Annotated in this window: 10 protein-coding genes; 2 read left to right on the forward strand and 8 right to left on the reverse strand. The window is 44.8% G+C overall.

The features are described 5' to 3' along the window. Positions 1 to 38 precede the first annotated feature (38 nt). The gene (gene cydD / locus EKM93_RS01210) at positions 39 to 1,796 is read left to right on the forward strand and encodes a thiol reductant ABC exporter subunit CydD (protein ID WP_125712222.1); all 1,758 of its coding nucleotides are present in this window, start codon (positions 39 to 41) and stop codon (positions 1,794 to 1,796) included. Continuing rightward, a complete protein-coding gene (gene cydC, locus EKM93_RS01215; RefSeq protein WP_125712225.1) occupies positions 1,796 to 3,538 on the forward strand; it encodes a thiol reductant ABC exporter subunit CydC in 1,743 nt (580 codons plus the stop codon). The genes cydD and cydC overlap by 1 nt, the downstream gene beginning before the upstream one ends. A gap of 266 nt (positions 3,539 to 3,804) precedes the next feature. Here the strand turns inward: cydC and EKM93_RS01220 are convergent, their stop codons facing one another. From EKM93_RS01220 to EKM93_RS01255, 8 genes are all read right to left on the reverse strand, one after another. Next, entirely contained in the window at positions 3,805 to 5,007 is a 1,203-nt protein-coding gene (locus tag EKM93_RS01220; protein WP_125712227.1) for a molybdopterin molybdotransferase MoeA, read from the reverse strand. Between the two features lie 26 nt (positions 5,008 to 5,033). After that, positions 5,034 to 7,754, reverse strand: a complete 2,721-nt coding sequence (gene fdhF / locus EKM93_RS01225) for a formate dehydrogenase subunit alpha (RefSeq protein ID WP_125712229.1) — start codon at positions 7,752 to 7,754, stop codon at positions 5,034 to 5,036. Continuing rightward, a complete protein-coding gene (locus EKM93_RS01230) occupies positions 7,754 to 9,052 on the reverse strand; it encodes a complex I 51 kDa subunit family protein (protein WP_125712231.1) in 1,299 nt (432 codons plus the stop codon). The genes fdhF and EKM93_RS01230 overlap by 1 nt, the downstream gene beginning before the upstream one ends. 12 nt (positions 9,053 to 9,064) lie before the next feature. Then, entirely contained in the window at positions 9,065 to 9,553 is a 489-nt protein-coding gene (locus tag EKM93_RS01235) for an NADH-quinone oxidoreductase subunit NuoE family protein (protein WP_125712233.1), read from the reverse strand. 28 nt (positions 9,554 to 9,581) lie between these two features. Continuing rightward, a complete protein-coding gene (locus tag EKM93_RS01240; RefSeq protein WP_125712235.1) occupies positions 9,582 to 10,163 on the reverse strand; it encodes a hypothetical protein in 582 nt (193 codons plus the stop codon). A gap of 12 nt (positions 10,164 to 10,175) precedes the next feature. After that, positions 10,176 to 11,021, reverse strand: coding sequence for a formate/nitrite transporter family protein (locus tag EKM93_RS01245; protein WP_225423595.1), 846 nt, complete (start codon positions 11,019 to 11,021; stop codon positions 10,176 to 10,178). Between the two features lie 1,133 nt (positions 11,022 to 12,154). Continuing rightward, on the reverse strand, positions 12,155 to 15,688 hold the full coding sequence (locus tag EKM93_RS01250) for a KxYKxGKxW signal peptide domain-containing protein (protein WP_125712237.1): 3,534 nt from the start codon (positions 15,686 to 15,688) through the stop codon (positions 12,155 to 12,157). Between the two features lie 462 nt (positions 15,689 to 16,150). Further along, complete coding sequence (locus tag EKM93_RS01255) at positions 16,151 to 17,122, reverse strand: polyprenyl synthetase family protein (protein WP_125712239.1); 972 nt, start codon at positions 17,120 to 17,122, stop codon at positions 16,151 to 16,153. Between the last annotated feature and the right edge of the window lie 52 nt (positions 17,123 to 17,174).

Here is a 17,174-nt window from a genome sequence, read left to right on the forward strand (position 1 = left end):
CTGCTCTTTTGCTGTTGTGTCAAAAAAGGTGTGATTTTATGATCGACAAACGTTTATTCAAGCTTCCCGGCGTTACCCCAGTTTTAATCGTTGCGGCCCTTTTGACCCTCCTTCAAGGCGGCGCAATCATCATGCAAGCACATTACTTAACCTCTGTTTTAGTGCTTTCCTGGCGGCAACAGCCTTTAAATACACTAACAACCGGCACCATCCTCTTTGCTATCGCTTTTTTGTGCCGGCAGCTCTTCATCTGGATCAAAAATATTATTTTAGACCGTTACGCCGACAAAGCCAGCAATGACATGCGGCAACAGCTATTAGACAAAGTTTACGTTGCCGGCAGTAACGACGTGGCGCAAAGTGGTACCGGCAAACTGGTCACCGTCGCCCTAGATGGCATTAATAACGTCTATAATTATTTTAATTTAATCTTCGCCAAAGTGATGGACATGTTCATCATTCCTTGGATGATTTTAATCTACATCTACTTCCATAGCGTCCGCTCAGGGCTCATCTTAACCCTAGTCTTCCCCGTCGTTATCCTATTCATGATCCTTTTAGGCTTCGCGGCCCAGGACAAAGCCGATCAGCAGTACGCCGGCTTTTTGAAATTATCCAACCATTTTGTCAACGCCTTGCGGGGCCTCTCCACTTTAAAATTTCTAGGTTTGTCTGAACGCTATGAATCTAACGTTTACAGCGTCAGCGAAGACTATCGCCGCAGCACAATGGACACGCTAAAAATCGCGATTCTGTCAACTTTTGCCTTAGACTGGTTCACCACCTTATCCATTGCCTTATTAGCCCTATTCCTAGGTCTGGGCCTAATTGGCGGCTCGATTCCATTATTTCCAGCGCTAGTGGCCTTAATTTTAGCCCCTGAATTTTTCTTGCCTATTCGGGATTTTGGTAATGACTACCACGCCACCTTGAACGGTAAAAACGCCATGACCGATATTTTGGATATTATCGACCGGCCTACCGTGGCCCAAAGCGATACGGTCGCTCCAGATTTTCAATGGGACGAAAACAGCACGTTAACCGCCAATCATTTTGATTTGCAATACGCCCCCGATCCAAAACAGCCTACTGATTTAACGGATATTCAGTTCACTTTAAAGGGCTACCAAAAAGTAGGGATTATCGGCATGAGTGGTTCGGGCAAATCTACACTTTTAGACACCATAGGCGGCTTTTTAAGTCCATTAACCGCTGATGATACCGCTACCAATAATTTCACTTTAAACGGCGAAAATTTGCCAAATATGAGCCAGAAAAATTGGCAGACACAATTTAGTTTTATCCCCCAATTTCCATACTTATTTGCGGACACCATCGCCAATAATATTCGCTTTTATCTTCCCGAAGCCAGTGATGAAGCCGTCGTTCAAGCCGCTGAAAAAGCCGGTTTAACAGACTTTATCCACTCTTTAAAAGATGGCTTTGAAACGAAAGTCGGTGAAGGCGGCCGGGGAATCAGTGGCGGTCAAGCTCAACGAATCGCATTAGCTCGGGCCTTCTTAGACCAAAATCGGCACATTCTCATGTTTGATGAACCCACAGCGCATTTGGACATCGAAACCGAATACGCCTTAAAAGCCACCATGAAACCGCTGTTTGAACAGCACCTCGTCTTATTTGCCACCCACCGCCTCCATTGGCTTAAAGAAATGGACTACATCCTGGTTATGAAAGACGGCCGCCTTGTCCAACAAGGCACCCCGACAGAACTTGCGGACATTGCCGGCGAATACCAAGAATTAACACAACACATGCAAAGGCGGGTGACCATCTAATGAAAAAATTTAAAGCTTTAATGCAACGGGACACCTGGGTCAAACCCTACTTACGCCGTTACCGATCTTTACTATTCTTCTCACTATTTTTTGGCGTCCTAACCGCCATTTGCGCCGCCGCTTTAATGTTCACCTCCGGGTATGTCATTGACAAATCCGCCACCCATCCCTACAACATCCTGCTGATCTACGCCGCCGTTGTTTTAACCAGAGCCTTTGGGATTGGCCGCCCTGTCTTCAAATATCTAGAACGCCTGCGCAGCCATAATTGGGTCTTGCGGGTCACCTCTGACTTACGGCGCCGACTGTACCACGTTTTAGAAAAAGACGCCGCCTTTTTTGAAGAACACCACCGCACCGGCGACATTTTAGGCATCCTAGCCGATGACCTGGGCCATTTACAAAACCTTTACTTACGCACCATCTTCCCCACCATCGTCGGCTACATCCTCGCCTTCATCATCATCGTCATCATGGGCATCTTAAATTGGTTTTACGGCCTCATCTTATTACTGCTGTTTGCCATTGAAATCATTTTAGTCCCCCTCATCTCCGTGAACATCGAAGGCGCCCGCCGTTACCGGCAAAAAAGCATCAACAACCAACTCTACGTAGACCTCACCGACAACATCTTAGGCGCCGCCGACTGGGTTATCTCCGGTCGCCACCAAGACTTCATCAACCGGCCCAAACCCGCCTTGGAAAAACTCCGAGCCTCCCAATTAAAAAGTAAGCACTTTGGCTGGAGCCGAGATTTTGGCCTGCAAGTTGTCTTCCTAATCATCGCCATTGTGCTGATCATCTTTACCAACCTGCATCTCACCGCCAATCAAGCCCAAGCAAATTTCGTCAGCGCCTTTGTCTTGGCCATCTTCCCACTATCTGACGCCTTCATCCCCATCAGCGCCGGCTTTGACGAATTGCCCATCTATTCAGACTCCGTTGCCCGGCTCAACGACTTAAAAGTCCCCACCCGGCCACTACCGGAACAAGTCGCAAGCCAACCGGAAAAATTCCAGCAACTGACCTTAAAAGATCTAACCTTTGAATATGACGCCGACTCGCCATTACTAATTAACCACTTTAATCAAACCTTAAAGAAAGGCGAAAAAATGGCCGTCCTAGGCCCCAGCGGCACCGGAAAAACCACCCTACTGCAGCTGATCCTAGGCGACCTAACCCCACAACACGGCAACGTTTTAGTAGACAACATCGACATCTCAGCCTTACAAAACGACCGCTCAAAACTATTCTCCGTCTTAAATCAAAAACCCTTCTTATTTGACACCACCATCATGAACAACGTCCGCATGGGGAACGAACAAGCCAGTGATGACGCCGTTAAAGCCGTCTTAGACAAAGTAAATCTAAAAGATAAAATTGAAGCCCTACCCGACCAATACAACACCATCGTCCAAGAAGCCGGCAATCGCTTCTCCGGCGGGGAACGGCAACGTATTGCCCTCGCCCGCATCCTATTACAAGACACCCCCATCGTCTTACTGGACGAACCCACCGTTGGCCTAGACCCAATCACCGAACAAGAACTCTTGGAAACCTTCTTCACCCTCCTAAATGATAAAACAATTATCTGGATCACCCATCATCTACAAGGCGTCGAATTAGTAGACCAATTAGTCTTTTTAAGTGAAGGCCAAATCGAAATGCAAGGCAACCCACACAAACTTTATGAAGAAAACGAACACTTCAAACAACTATATGAAATGGACAGAGGCTATTAGAGCGTGACCAAAGACGGGTTGATTTTGAGCATAGCCTAGGCTAACGCCGTGAGCGTACTTTGCTTACAAGTTAGACGTAGCTAGGCGCAGAAATCAGTGTTGGTGAGCGCGTTTCAGAAGACAACCACGGACAAGGCGAGAGCTTTGCTCTAGTGAGCGCATTTCAAAAAAACAGGCGGCCAGATCAAAATCAACTTTTGATCTAGCCGCCTATTTATATATAAACAATTATTTAACACTACATTAGAAAAAAGGTACTACCCGCCTTAACGCCATTCCAAATAAGTCACTTCATCCCCCACCGACAACGCTTGATCCGGTGGTTGACAGATCAGACAATTATGCGCCACCACATTGTGCAGAACCGAAGACTGATGCCCGTTAGCTGGGATGCGAATGGCACCATGATCTTGATCCCCCCGAACATAGCGGGGCAACTTACTGGACTTCATCTGCCCAGCCACAATCTTGCCTTGACCACGCTTCAAATCAAAATGGTGATTATTCATAAATGCCGCTAATAACGGCCAGTAAAGTAATTGAAAATTCACAATTGCTGCGAAAGGATTGCCCGACAAAGATAAGATCACTTTATCTTGCCAAACAGAACCCATCACCGGTGTCCCCGGCTTAAAGTAAACATTGTGAAACAACGGCTTACCGCCAATTGACTCAATAACTTGCGGTACAAAATCCTTGACCCCAACAGAAACCCCGCCAGTCGTCAGGAATACATCCACCGCATCACGATAATCCGTTAATAACTGGGCTAAAGCCTGAGGATCATCTTGACAAATCTCTTGAAATACCACGACACCACCGCTTTGGCGAATACGTGCCGCAATCGCATACATTGAACTATTGTAGATTTGACCTGTTGCTAAAGGTTGTCCAGGCGTAGCCAGTTCATTACCAGTGGCAATCAAACCGACCCGGATAGGTTGTAATACCGAGACAGAATCATAGCCTAAACTCGCTAAAACCGCCAGACTATCACAAGTCAAATACGTATATTTTGGAAAAATAACTTGACCTTGAGCCACATCTTCACCAATTGGTCCAAAGTTCTTACCCTTTGTCATTGCCCGGGTTATCGTCACCGTTTCCGTGCCGTAATCCGTTAATTCCTGTCGAACCACCGCATCATAACCATCAGGGATTGGCGCCCCGGTCATGATCTTAACAGCGGTTCCCGGCTGAGCATGGTATTGGTCAACCGCCTCGCCAGCCAATACCGTCCCCAAAACTTTTAAGGTCACTGGCGTTTGCGGACTCGCAGTATGTGTATCTGCCGCAAAAATGGCATAACCATCCATACCAGATCGAGCAAAATTTGGAACTGCCGTTTTTGCGACAATTTCTGAACTCGTCACCCGGCCCAAAGCCTCAGGTAACGTTACGACCACCGTGTTTTCCTGCACAGTTATTTGCTGTTTGATTAAAGCAAGAGCCTGCTCTAATTCAATCATGGTCGCTCGCCTCTTTTCCTTTATACCTATGAATTAATAGGTTCAATAGCTACGGCGCAGACCTTGTATTCAGGAATAATCGCAATATCATCAAAAACAGCATTTGTAATCTCATTAACATTACCATCTGGGAAATGGAACGTCATGAACACAGAATCAGCCATTACACGATCGCCCACAGCCGCATAAGTTTCAATTGACCCCCGGCGAGAACTTACCTTAACCTTGTCCCCATCCTTGATGCCTAAATGATTGGCATCTTCATAGTTGATCTCGATATAAGAATGATCTGATATTTGATTAATCCCTTCAGTTCGGCCAGTCATAGCCCGGGTATTATAATGATAAAGCATCCGGCCAGTGGACATCATGTATGGATAAGCATCATCTGGCAGCTCTTTGGCAGGCTTGTAAGGAATTGCCATGAACAAGCCCTTGCCCCGTGAAAATTCACCCACGTGCATAATTGGCGTCCCTGGATCATCTTGATCCCGACAAGGCCATTGCAAACCATTCGGATTCTCTAAGCGCTTAAAGTTAATACCACCAAAAGTTGGCAATAATTGCGCAATCTCATCCATAATATCGCTGGCAGAATCATAAGCCATTGGTTGGCCCATCCGAGTAGCCACTTCCGCAAAGACCGCAAAATCTTCTCGTGCCAAACCTCTTGGTTCAACCGCCTTGCGCACCCGTTGCACCCGGCGTTCTGTATTCGTGAACGTCCCATCTTTTTCAGCGAAGCTAATACCCGGTAAAATAACATCCGCATAAGCCGCTGTTTCCGTCATGAACAACTCTTGAACAACTAAGAAGTCCAAGTTTTCTAACGCTTTACGCACATGACTCGTATCCGGATCGGTCACAATTGGATCTTCCCCAAAAATGTATAAGCCCTTGATATCCCCGCGAATAGCGGCAGGTAAAACTTGCGTAGACGTTAAGCCGATTTTTGGATTTAACGTCGTCCCCCAAGCCTTTTCAAATTTATGCACCACATCTTGGTTGGCTACTTTTTGATAACCTGGGAAATCAAATGGTGAACAACCCATATCACAAGCGCCTTGCACATTGTTTTGGCCCCGCAGCGGATTTACCCCGCAGCCAGGCTTACCAATCTTACCCACTAACATCGCTAAGTTGGACATGCTCATAACGCCTTCCGTCCCGGTAGAGTGCTCCGTAACGCCTAGGCAATAAATAATCGGTGCTTTTTTAGCATTGGCATAAATCCGAGCTGCTTGCACAATCGCTTCTGGTTCGATCTCACAAATCTCAGCCACCACTTCTGGCGTATAATCGGCAACCATCGCCTTTAATGCTTCATAACCTTCCGTCCGTTGGGCGATAAAGGCTTCATCAGCTAACCCTTCATTAATAATAACATTCATCAGACCATTGGCAAGAGCCACATTGGTACCACCCTTAACCTGCAAGTGCAACTTGGCATTATGGACCAAATCAATCTTTCTTGGATCGGCCACAACTAATTGTGCCCCATGCTGTACTGCTTGGCGAATTTGCGACCCAATTACCGGATGGGCTTCAGTGGGATTAGACCCCACCAATAAAATCGCATCCACATCCGTTGTAATATCTTCAATCGTATTGGTCATCGCCCCACTGCCAAGAGTTTGAGCTAAACCATGAACCGTTGCCGAGTGACAAACCCGAGCACAGTTATCCACATTGTTAGTTTCAAACGCAGTCCGGACCATCTTTTCAAAGACAAAGTTATCTTCATTAATCGACCGGGAGCAAGAAAAACCAGCTAAGCTGTCGCCGCCATGGGCCTGCTTCAATGCCGTGAACTTGTCAGCCACTAATGTTAACGCTTCATCCCAAGTGGCTTCGACAAATTGACCATCCCGCTTAATCAACGGTGTCGTCAAACGATCGTCAGAACCCACAAACTTGTAAGACGCAAACTTTCCTTTGACACAAAGCAAATTCTTATTCGCCGGGCCATTGGCTGGTTCCGCACCGACGATCTTATTGCCTTTAACCACCAAGTTCACTTGACAGCCAGTCCCACAATGCGGACAAGTCGTTTGAATCTTTTTCGTTTCCCAATCCCGGTAGTTTTTATGATCTTTAGCCGTCAACGCCCCAGTTGGACAAACTGAAACACAGTTTCCGCAAGATTCGCAATTAGATTCATCCCAAGCTTCGCCATAAGATGGCATCATCTTCGTATCAAAGCCCCGCTTGGCAATACTGATCACATCCCGACCTTGCCGTAATTCACAAACCCGTGAACAGCGGCGGCACATGATACATTTTTCTGGATCATAATCAAAAAATGGATTGCTATGATCAATCTTATTAGCCGGTTGGCGGCGACCATGGAAGCTCGTCCCCGTCAAACCATATTCTATTGAGTAATCTTGTAACTTACAATCCCCATTGGCCGCACAATTAAAACAGTCAATTTTGTGATTGCTTAATAACAAATCTAAAACAAACCGGCGTGAATCCCGGACCTTTTTATTTTGTGTATGAATAACCATCCCGTCTGCTGCATGGGCCGTACAAGCCGTTACTAAACCGCCTTTGCGGCCGCCTTCTACTTCAACCATGCACATCCGGCAAGAGCCATCCGGTGATAATTCTTTCAAATGACATAACGTTGGAATTTCAATACCAACTTCCGTGGCTGCCTTTAACAACGTTGTCCCTTTAGGCACCGTCACGTTTTGATCATCAATGGTTAACGTCACTGTTTGCGTTGGTGTTTTTGTGTCCATTACCACGAAACCTCCTGTCGTTTTGGCAAAGCCCAGTTGATGGCTTGTTCAAATTCATCTGGACAAAGTGCCATGCCGCTGACCATTGACGTGGCAATCGACTGGCCTAAACCACAAGCCGATAATTGCGTCACATGCGTCAGCATAGATTCAAAGACTTCTAAATCACCCGGTACAGCATCCCGGCGTTGGAATAATTGTAACGTTTCCAAAATCCGCAGACTGCCAATCCGGCAAGGGGTACACTTCCCACAAGATTCATGGGCAAAAAATTCCGCCACACTGGTTAAATAATCCACCATATTCACGCTATCATCCATGACCACAATCGCCCCAGAACCAATCGTTAAATCATGGGCACTTAACCCATCATAGGAATAAGCACAATCATCTAATTCAGCCACCCCACCGATCGGCCCAGACTGACCGCCAAAGTGAATGAATTTCAACGGCCGGCCCGTACTGCTGCCGCCGCCATAATTTGGAGAATACAAAATCTCATGAATCGGCGTACCTAATTTAACTTCATAAAGGCCCCGATTTTTCACATGACCGGACAAACAAATTAACTTCGTCCCGCCGCCATCTTCAGTCCCTAAGTCCAAAAAGGCCTGACCGCCCATTCGAGCAATCACTGGAACATCCGCATAAGATTCCACATTATTTACCAAAGTTGGTTTTTGATATAAGCCCACATCCGCCAAATGCGGTGGTTTTACCCGCGGCCGACCAGTCTTACCTTCAATGGAATTCAATAATGCCGAGTTTTCGCCACACACATAAGCCCCGGCACCAGAAATAATTTTAATATCATAATTAAAGCCAGCCACCCCTAGGATATTTTCACCTAAGAAATTCGCCTGACGGGCATGCTCTAACGCTTGGGTAAACCGTCTATGTAAGTTACGGTATTCACCACGAATATAAATATAACCTTGGGGTGAGCCGAACATATAACCCGCGATGGTCATCCCTTCAATTACAGCCAACGGATCATATTCCAGTAAGGCCTTGTCTTTAAACGTCCCCGGTTCCCCTTCGTCAGCGTTACAGACGATATATTTGGGATCGTTTTCACTATAAAATAAATGGCGCCATTTTTTACCTAACGGATAACCCGCACCACCGCGGCCCCGTAGCATGGCGGTATCTAATTCGTCTAAAAAGTCAGCGGGTTCTGCCAAACTAACCACGTGCTTGAGCCCTTCATAACCCTCTTGTTTACAATAAGCCTGCACATCTGTTGCATCAATATATTGGCCAAAGCGGGCCATTAATACATTATCATTTGCTGCCATGACGACACCTCCTTACAATTCTGGATAACGACCTGCCCGTAAATCAACAATTAACGCTTCCAATTTTTCAAAAGTCAAATTGGCAAAAACCCGTTCCTTGATCTTCACAAATGGCGCCTGGGCACAAGCACCCACACAAGGGATGCCATGATACATAAACATACCATCAGCCGTTGTTTCGTTTTCGTTAACATCTAATATCTGCTTTAAACCCGTGCTCACTGCTCTTTCCCCAGAAAAATGACAAGGTGAGCTATTACAAATCTTTAACACATAACGGGCTTGGGGCTGTTCCTTTAAAATGGCATAAAAACTGATAATTTCATAAATTCTAGTCTCAGTCATGCCCAAATAATCAGCGACTAATTGCGCCGTCTCCTGATCAATATAGCCATCCGCAGAAGCAAACTGTAAATCTACAAGAATATTTAATGCCTGCTCTGGATTAGCATCGTAATGATTAATAATGGCGATTTTTTCTTCAACAGGTAAAGTTGCCATAATTGTCCTCCTTATTAGCCGCAATCTTTTAAGTCAAAAATACTTGCGGTGCTTGGCGGGCCGTCTGATGAAACGCTACTTGGGCTAACTGTGGATCATCCACATCTGACAAAATCAAATCTGCCTTTTGATAAACCGCTGCTGCTGTAGGTTTTTGCCGCCGCTTTTGGTTGTCCATCATAATGAACAAACCAGGTTGAATATATTCTCTAAGTGAATTGGATTCGCAAATGATGAGGCCATCAGCTGGCACTTGGTCAACAAAAGCCTTGAAGCCATCTAAAAGATGGTCTTCAAATGCCTTTAATAAAAACACCTTTGTACTGCCAGCCTGCAGCAACATCATTGTATCTTTAGCACCTAACGTATTGGTCTCTTCAATCAGTTCAAAACCATCATCAATGCTGGTGCAAATACCGCACCCCACACCGCCCCGCTGACATTGGCCCCGCTGGCCGGTGATCGTAATGACTTTAAGCGCATAAATTGGCTGTGTCCCTTTGAACCGTTGAATTAAGGCTCTGGCCACCATTGTTTTACCGCTGTTACGACCAGTAGACCCAATTTGAATCATCTGTGGCAAATGCCATTGTGTTTGAACTGCTGTCATGATTATGACCCCTTATTTTGCTTGTTCCTTCATAGTAACCACTTGTGCCTTAGGATTAGCGTGCCCAGGATGCAGTGCTGGATTCGGTTTGCGATTCGCATAATATACCGGTACCGCCAAACATAAAGAGCCGCCGATCATATTGCCAATAAAAACAAATAAAATATTTTGGACCATTGCCGCCACCGTGAAACCACCACCAGCAAGTGCGCCGGCAGTTAAGATGAAAGCGTTGGCCACCACGTGCTGGAACCCGCAGACAACAAAAATCATAATCGGGAACCAAACACCAATTAACTTACCAATAAAATCCTTGCTCATTGCCCCAAAGAAGATAGACATCCCCACCAGCATATTACAGCCGACACCAGACACAATCATCATCGTCGGTGTATCCGCCAGCTTAGCACTCGCCACAGCAATCGTCTTCGCCGCAAAAGCACCTTGCGTTAAGCCCACCACATGGCCAAAGAAAAACGCCACTAAAGCGCCGCCGATACAATTGGCAAGCAACACTAAAATCCAATTCTTGATTAATTCGTAAAATTTAACTTGTTTTTCCAAAAAGCCAAAAGTTAACACCATCATATTGCCTGTGACCAACTCGCCGCCGACAAACGTAATGGCTAACAGCCCCATGGGGAATAGACAAGCCCCTAAAAAGGTGCCAAAGCTGCCCCATGCCTTAGGTAAAACACCAGAAACTCTGACAAATGCTAAATAACCAATGGCAATAAAAGCCCCTGCCATGATCCCTAATAACAACTGTCTGCCAAATGGCAAATCTTTTTTAGTTTTTGCGGTCTTAGTCGCAAAAGTTTCAATAACTTCATTTGTTGAAAACATGCTTGTATTCAAATCTCCACCCCTATACACGTTGGTTGCGTTGAAATTTAAGCCGAGGTTGTAAGTCGTAGACGTTACCGCCAAAATTTCGATTATTAACTGTCGTTATAAACCTTACTTGAATTACAAAAAGTTCGACCCGTGATCAAGTACGGCCATAAGCGGCACACAAGCGATTGCGATATTTTGACCCGGCACAATATCGCGACTAAATCAATCAACGAACTGCCCACATGCCGCCGACCCCCAATTGGTCAACGACAACATTGCCAAACCCCTGAAAAATATAAACAGCCTTTCCTCACGAAAACCGTTGCGGGTAGTTGTCTGACAATGGATTGATTGATCTGCGGTAATCCTTATGGCCATTGATCCTGTAGCAGCGCTTGTAGTTTACGATCTGTAGAACACAGTAACGACGATCGTTGAACACCGGTCATATCTTGCGACTGTACCAGTTCCTGACCCCTTTCCGATCATAGGATTCATAAGGTTTACCTCGCACAAAATTTTAGTTTGAATTTGTAATCTAAACAAATTTTTTGGAAGCTAAATTTTTTTGCTCCATTTTATTATAAAACGCTTCCAAAAATAGTCAACTTTTTATTTATGAAAAATGTGAAAAAGATTAAAATACGAATAGATTTAAAAATCTGCCGTTGCTGTCCGTTAATTTGCTGCCTGCCCGCTGATTTTCGACAATTGTCTTGATAAATAGCGTTTTGTTGTGGCTTATCGGCTAAGTTACTTATTTCACATAACTAGCTGTAGGAATTGGCCGTCGTCCACCAGTTGACGCTATTTTCGGATCTGCACTGGAAATTCGTCCTTTCTTGGTAAAAACCGAGGGGATTCCCTAAAAAAATATTTTAATTATGAGAAAATATTCGAAAATTATCGACCAATCACCCGCCCTTCAGATTGTGAAATAAAATCGCAAATTGTCAAAATTTTACAAGTTGTTATGCCAAAAATATATCAAATCTTGTTATATCTAAAAAATATTCAGTTAAACTAACAAGATGTTGTACTATAACAAGGAAAGTCATAAAAAAAATAGACCTTTGTGTAACGTCTCACGTCACTTTTCAGGTCTATTCTATAGTTATCTTAAAGTCAGGTCAAAGATTTCGCTTTTTATTTTTTTAAGCTTTCCGTCGTTTACCTAAGAGCACTGCCCCGCCTAAAATGGCAACGGATAATAATGCTGTCCCCACAAGTTGTAACGTTTTACGGTCATGGGCTTCACCGGTTTGTGGCAAGTTGGCTGCTTTTGTATCCTGATTCGTTGCCGCTTGCACAATCCCTGCCTTAGTGGCCGTTGCTGTCTTAGTGGCCGTTGCTGTCTTACCAGCTGTGCCATGACTCGTGTAATTCGTGTAATTATGGTTAGCCCAGTTATTACCTGTATGCGGGTTACTTACCGTCTCATTGTTCGTGACATTGTTGTCTGTCTCTGGTTGTTCCGGTGTGTCCGGTGTGTTTGGATCTGTTGGTGTATCCGGTGTTGTTGGGGTCTCTGGATCCGTTGATGTATCCGGATCTGTTGGATTATCTGGTGTTGTCGGGGTGTCTGGATCTGTTGGATTATCCGGTGTTGTTGGATTTATCGGTCCAACCGGATCCCCCTCATCTGGATTATCTGGAACTACCGGATTCGTTTTTTTCACATGATTCAAAGTCAATTGCGGTGCTTGATCAATCTCTACATTTCCTAAGGCCGTATCGACCGTCTCCCCAGCGAGGTAAGTACCAAGTTCTGGCGAAGCTACGTTCACTGTTGGAATCGTCCCAACACTGCCCTCGGCGCTTAAGCTTAAGTCTGTTTTCACGGCTGTTAAGTCAACAATGGCCGTTGCACCTGGCATGTCAATCTTTGAAACTGTTTTTTCCTCACCACTGTCATCCGTTTTAGTCTCTGCTAAATCAGTGGGTACAGCAACATAGTAGAAATAAAAGTTCATGTTGTTCTGGAGGTTTAACGGTGCACCTTTAAAAACAGTGAAGAATTCAGTAATGGGATCAGCCGTGGTAAAGGTATAAATACCATCTAACGTGCCGGGATTCTCTTTCATTCCTGACAAATCCGTACCTGGGATATACAAGCCCGTTAATTTATAAGTCACGCCATCTTGGGTGATACTCGGTGCTAAATGTTCTCTAAAGCTGGTTTCCCATTTGTTTTGGCCGACATCAGTCAGTTGATAGTAGGTCCCATTTTCATCTGTAACTCTAGTTAGTTCACCATAATTTTCAGCTAGAGCTAAGGTACGCGTATCCCAATCAAGATTATTATAAACACCTTCTGCTTCGTCTGGATTAAAATTAACAAAATCACTGAGGCTTCGACCTAATAATTGGAGCATATCTTGAACATTCAAATTTCTACCTTTATCGCCAGGTTCAGCAGCGCTACCATCCGTAGACATTTTATCTGCGGTCTTCAAGCTATTCTTAGCCTCATCATTTCGCGCTTCATTTGGTGTTTCATTGGCTAATTGCGATTGCAACCCATTATAAGCATCTTGAAAACCAGTCATAGAAGTTTGAAAAGCACTAGCATTACCGCTGACATCTCCAGCGCCTGTGTAGGCTGCCGCCTTTAGGTCATCTTTGGCAACTTTATTATAATCCTCAATACTATCAAGATAAGCGGTCACTAAAGCCTCGTAGCTGGTTGGGTCTTCCGGTGTCGTGGTTTTGGCTGTTAACTGATCATAAGTCCCACCAACGTCATTTTCATTTTCTTTGGTCTCCTGACCAACAGTTGTCTTTGAGCCATTAACTGCGTCTTGATACCCATAACCAGTCGTTAGATAGTTGTCGCTGATTAATTTCAAGCTGGCGGCTAATATCCCCCATTGACCGGTGCCAGCGGCTGCATCTGCCGTGGCTTTCCAAACGTCCGCCGTATTGTTAAGGCCGTTGACGTAACCGTTAATTTCATTCACCCGTTGCTGCAAAGCCCGTTCAGCCTTTTTGACGGCGACTAATTTTTCAGCGCTGGCCATTGCTTGGTTATTAGCTGTAAATTGATCGGATAAACTCGTTTGTAACGCAGCCAAATCTGGCATATCGCCGGTTGCTGCAGTTAAGTCTCTGCCACTAGCTGTTAAAGCATCTTGATAAGTTTTTAGCGCTGTTTGGTAAGCATCTTTGCTCTTGATTAATTCATCGACAGAGCCTTTCAAATTATCTTCTGCACCAGTAACTGCCATGCCTAAATCTGATAATTTTGATAAATCTGGTAATTTGGCTGAAGTATCCGTTGCTCCATTATCGGCCACAGCCTTTAAATAAGTGTCATAAGCGTCGTTCCAACTAGCAACCCCATCTTTTAAAGCTTCGATTGCCTTACCGTAAGCTTCAGTTGCTGTTTTAATTTGAGCCGCATCACCTGTAGTTAAAGTGTCTTGATAAGCAGCCTTAGCTTTGACGGCCGCATCTGCTGCATCAGTAACAGTTGCTTTAGCAGTATCAATATTAGTTGTGTCAGCAGATTGCAAGTCAGAAAAATCAATTTGTAGTTTATCAAGGGCGGCATTATAATCAGCTACCGCTTTTTTCCAAGCTGTCAAATTTTCAGTTACCGTGTCCGCCTTGTCAGCGGTATCGTCGTAGGCGTCTTTAGCAGCATTGTAACTTTCTTGTGTGGCTAAATACTGTTTCAACTGCTCAAAAGCGGCCTCACTAGGATTCTTAGTTGTGTCAGTGCCATCAGTAGCATTGGTTTCAACTTTTGACAGCTGGTTTTCTTCGGCTACTTTGGCATTATAGGCGTCAACAGCGGTATTATAAGCAGCTAATGCCGTGTCATAAGCGTCCTTTAAAGTGGTTAATTGAGCAACCGACACCTCATCACTGGCAATTTCGGTGTTCAAGGCTTCTGCAGCCGCTTCCAGCTTACCTTGGGCGGTATTCACCGCCGTACCAGTATCGTAATTATCCAACTTGGTTTGAATTTGTGCTAATTGTTCCGTTACTTGCTTTTGATAAGCTTCAGCCAATTTATTGTAATCCTCAATTGTTGTCCCAGTGGTAGTATCTCCTTGCGTCACTTGCTCGACAGCGTTAGGTTTGCTGGCGATCAGCGCATCAATGGCTTTTTGATATGTGGCCACAGTTTCATCTGTACCCGTGAGTGTACCGTTAAAAGCAGCTGCTTTTTCTTGGTAATCTTTTAAAGCTGCTTGCAAATTCTCTTGCCAATTGTCTTGGCTGGTCAAATCCGGAGTATCTAACAAGGCTTTTAAGTTCGTTAAACTGTCATCCGCTGCTGTAGCTGCGTCATTAGCCGTGTCGGTTTGATCTTTGGCATCTTGATAAGTGTTTTCTAAATCAGCCGCTGTTTTTGCAGTAGAAATGGTCTCGTCTGTTTTTTCGGGTTCAGGCGTTGCTGATGGATCAGTGGCTGGTGTTTCATTTGTACCAGCTTCTTGTTCTGTTGGCGTTTCAGAACCAGTTATTTCCGAATTTTGGTTGTCTCCAGTTACCAATGTCGTATTTTCTGCGGCGTTTGTAGTTTCTGCGGCTTGTGTCTGCTCTGGTGCAATGGCCAACGATAAGCCCAAACTCAGGGCTGTGATGCTGGCGAACACCCACTTTTTGCCATCTTTATACATCTTGTAATGCTCATACGGCTGTGCCAACACTTGATTTTGGTCTATTTTGTTACTCAAAATGAAAACCTCCCCCTGGTTTTATGACGATTTTATATAACATATCTAATCTATTTATCATCAATATATCACAAATTAATTTTGATATATTTCATCATTGAATAAGAAAATTTACAAAAACTGGTATCCACTATATTTGAACGTTATCAATGCAAAAAAAAGAATTCAATTTGCTATAAATTGAATTCTCTTGCAGATTTTAATTTAAATATTTCCATGGGGGTGTTTGAAACGCGTTCACTAGAGCAAAGCTCTCGCCTAACTACGAATCTCTTGTGTGTCTGGCGACACCCTGCAAGGTTCTAGGTTAGTGTTCGCGGTTTTCCCGCTCTAGTTCACGCTCTAAACGCGTTCCAAAAGACTGATTTCTGCGCTTAGCTACGTCTAACTTGTAAGCAAAGCCCGCTCACGGCGTTAGTCTAGGCTATGCTCAAAATCAACCCGTCTTTTGTCACGCTCTGATTAATAAGCACGTTGTAATAGTTCGTTAGTCAGCTGGCGCAATATGTCGGTGTTGCTGGTTTGTGGCAGCCGGTCGATTTGGTCTAGGGCTTTTTGTGTGTAGGCGGTGGCTAGGTGTTTGGCGTCTGTGATGCCGTATTCTTGAACGATTTTTGCCAAGGTGGCCACGTGGTCGGTGGTCATTTCATCTTGGAGCAGTTGTTCTAGTTTTGGGTAGTTCTGTACGGCATATAGCAATGGTACGGAATAGGTGCCGGAGCGTAAGTCTTCTCCTACGGGCTTGAGCATGGCTTTTGAATCTTGGGTGTAGTCCAAAATATCATCTAAGATTTGAAAGGCCATCCCGATATCATGCCCAATCCGCCGGGCACGGCGCTGAATGGTCACGGGGGCGTTGGCAATTCGTGCCCCGTATTCACAGCTCAGCTGAAAGAGTGCGGCGGTTTTGCCGTCGATTTCTCGTAAGTAGTCTTTTAAGGTCATCCCGGAACGAAAATCAAACCGCATTTGGTCCAATTCCCCTAAAAGAATCCGCCGCATCATCATGGCGTTTAAATGAACGTCTTCTGGATTGCGGGCGGTTTCATTAATGAGTTCAAAGTAAACCGTGAACAAATAATCCCCGGCATAGATGGCGTTACGATCCCCATATTGGGAATGAATCGTCGCAACGCCCCGGCGTAACGGAGAATCATCCACCACGTCATCATGGACTAAAGTGGCCAGATGTAAAATTTCCATGGCGGCAGCGCTTTTTTCTAACTTGTCTGAAGCAGGTGCTTGACCGAACGTGGCAAATAGCAGCAAAAAGGCTGGGCGGACTAACTTCCCCCCACCACTGGTCAGGTCAAATAACGTCTGTTGAATCGCTTTGTTTCGTAAATATATATGATTTTGAACGACATCTTCCACTTTGATTAAACGATCATGCAAAGCGGGAAAGGCCATCCACATTGGATTGATTGAAATCACGACAATACCTCTTTAACCAACTGTTTTTTTGATAAATTTGTGTTAACTTTAT

It is taken from the genome of Agrilactobacillus yilanensis (assembly GCF_003946725.1).
GTDB lineage: Bacteria > Bacillota > Bacilli > Lactobacillales > Lactobacillaceae > Agrilactobacillus > Agrilactobacillus yilanensis.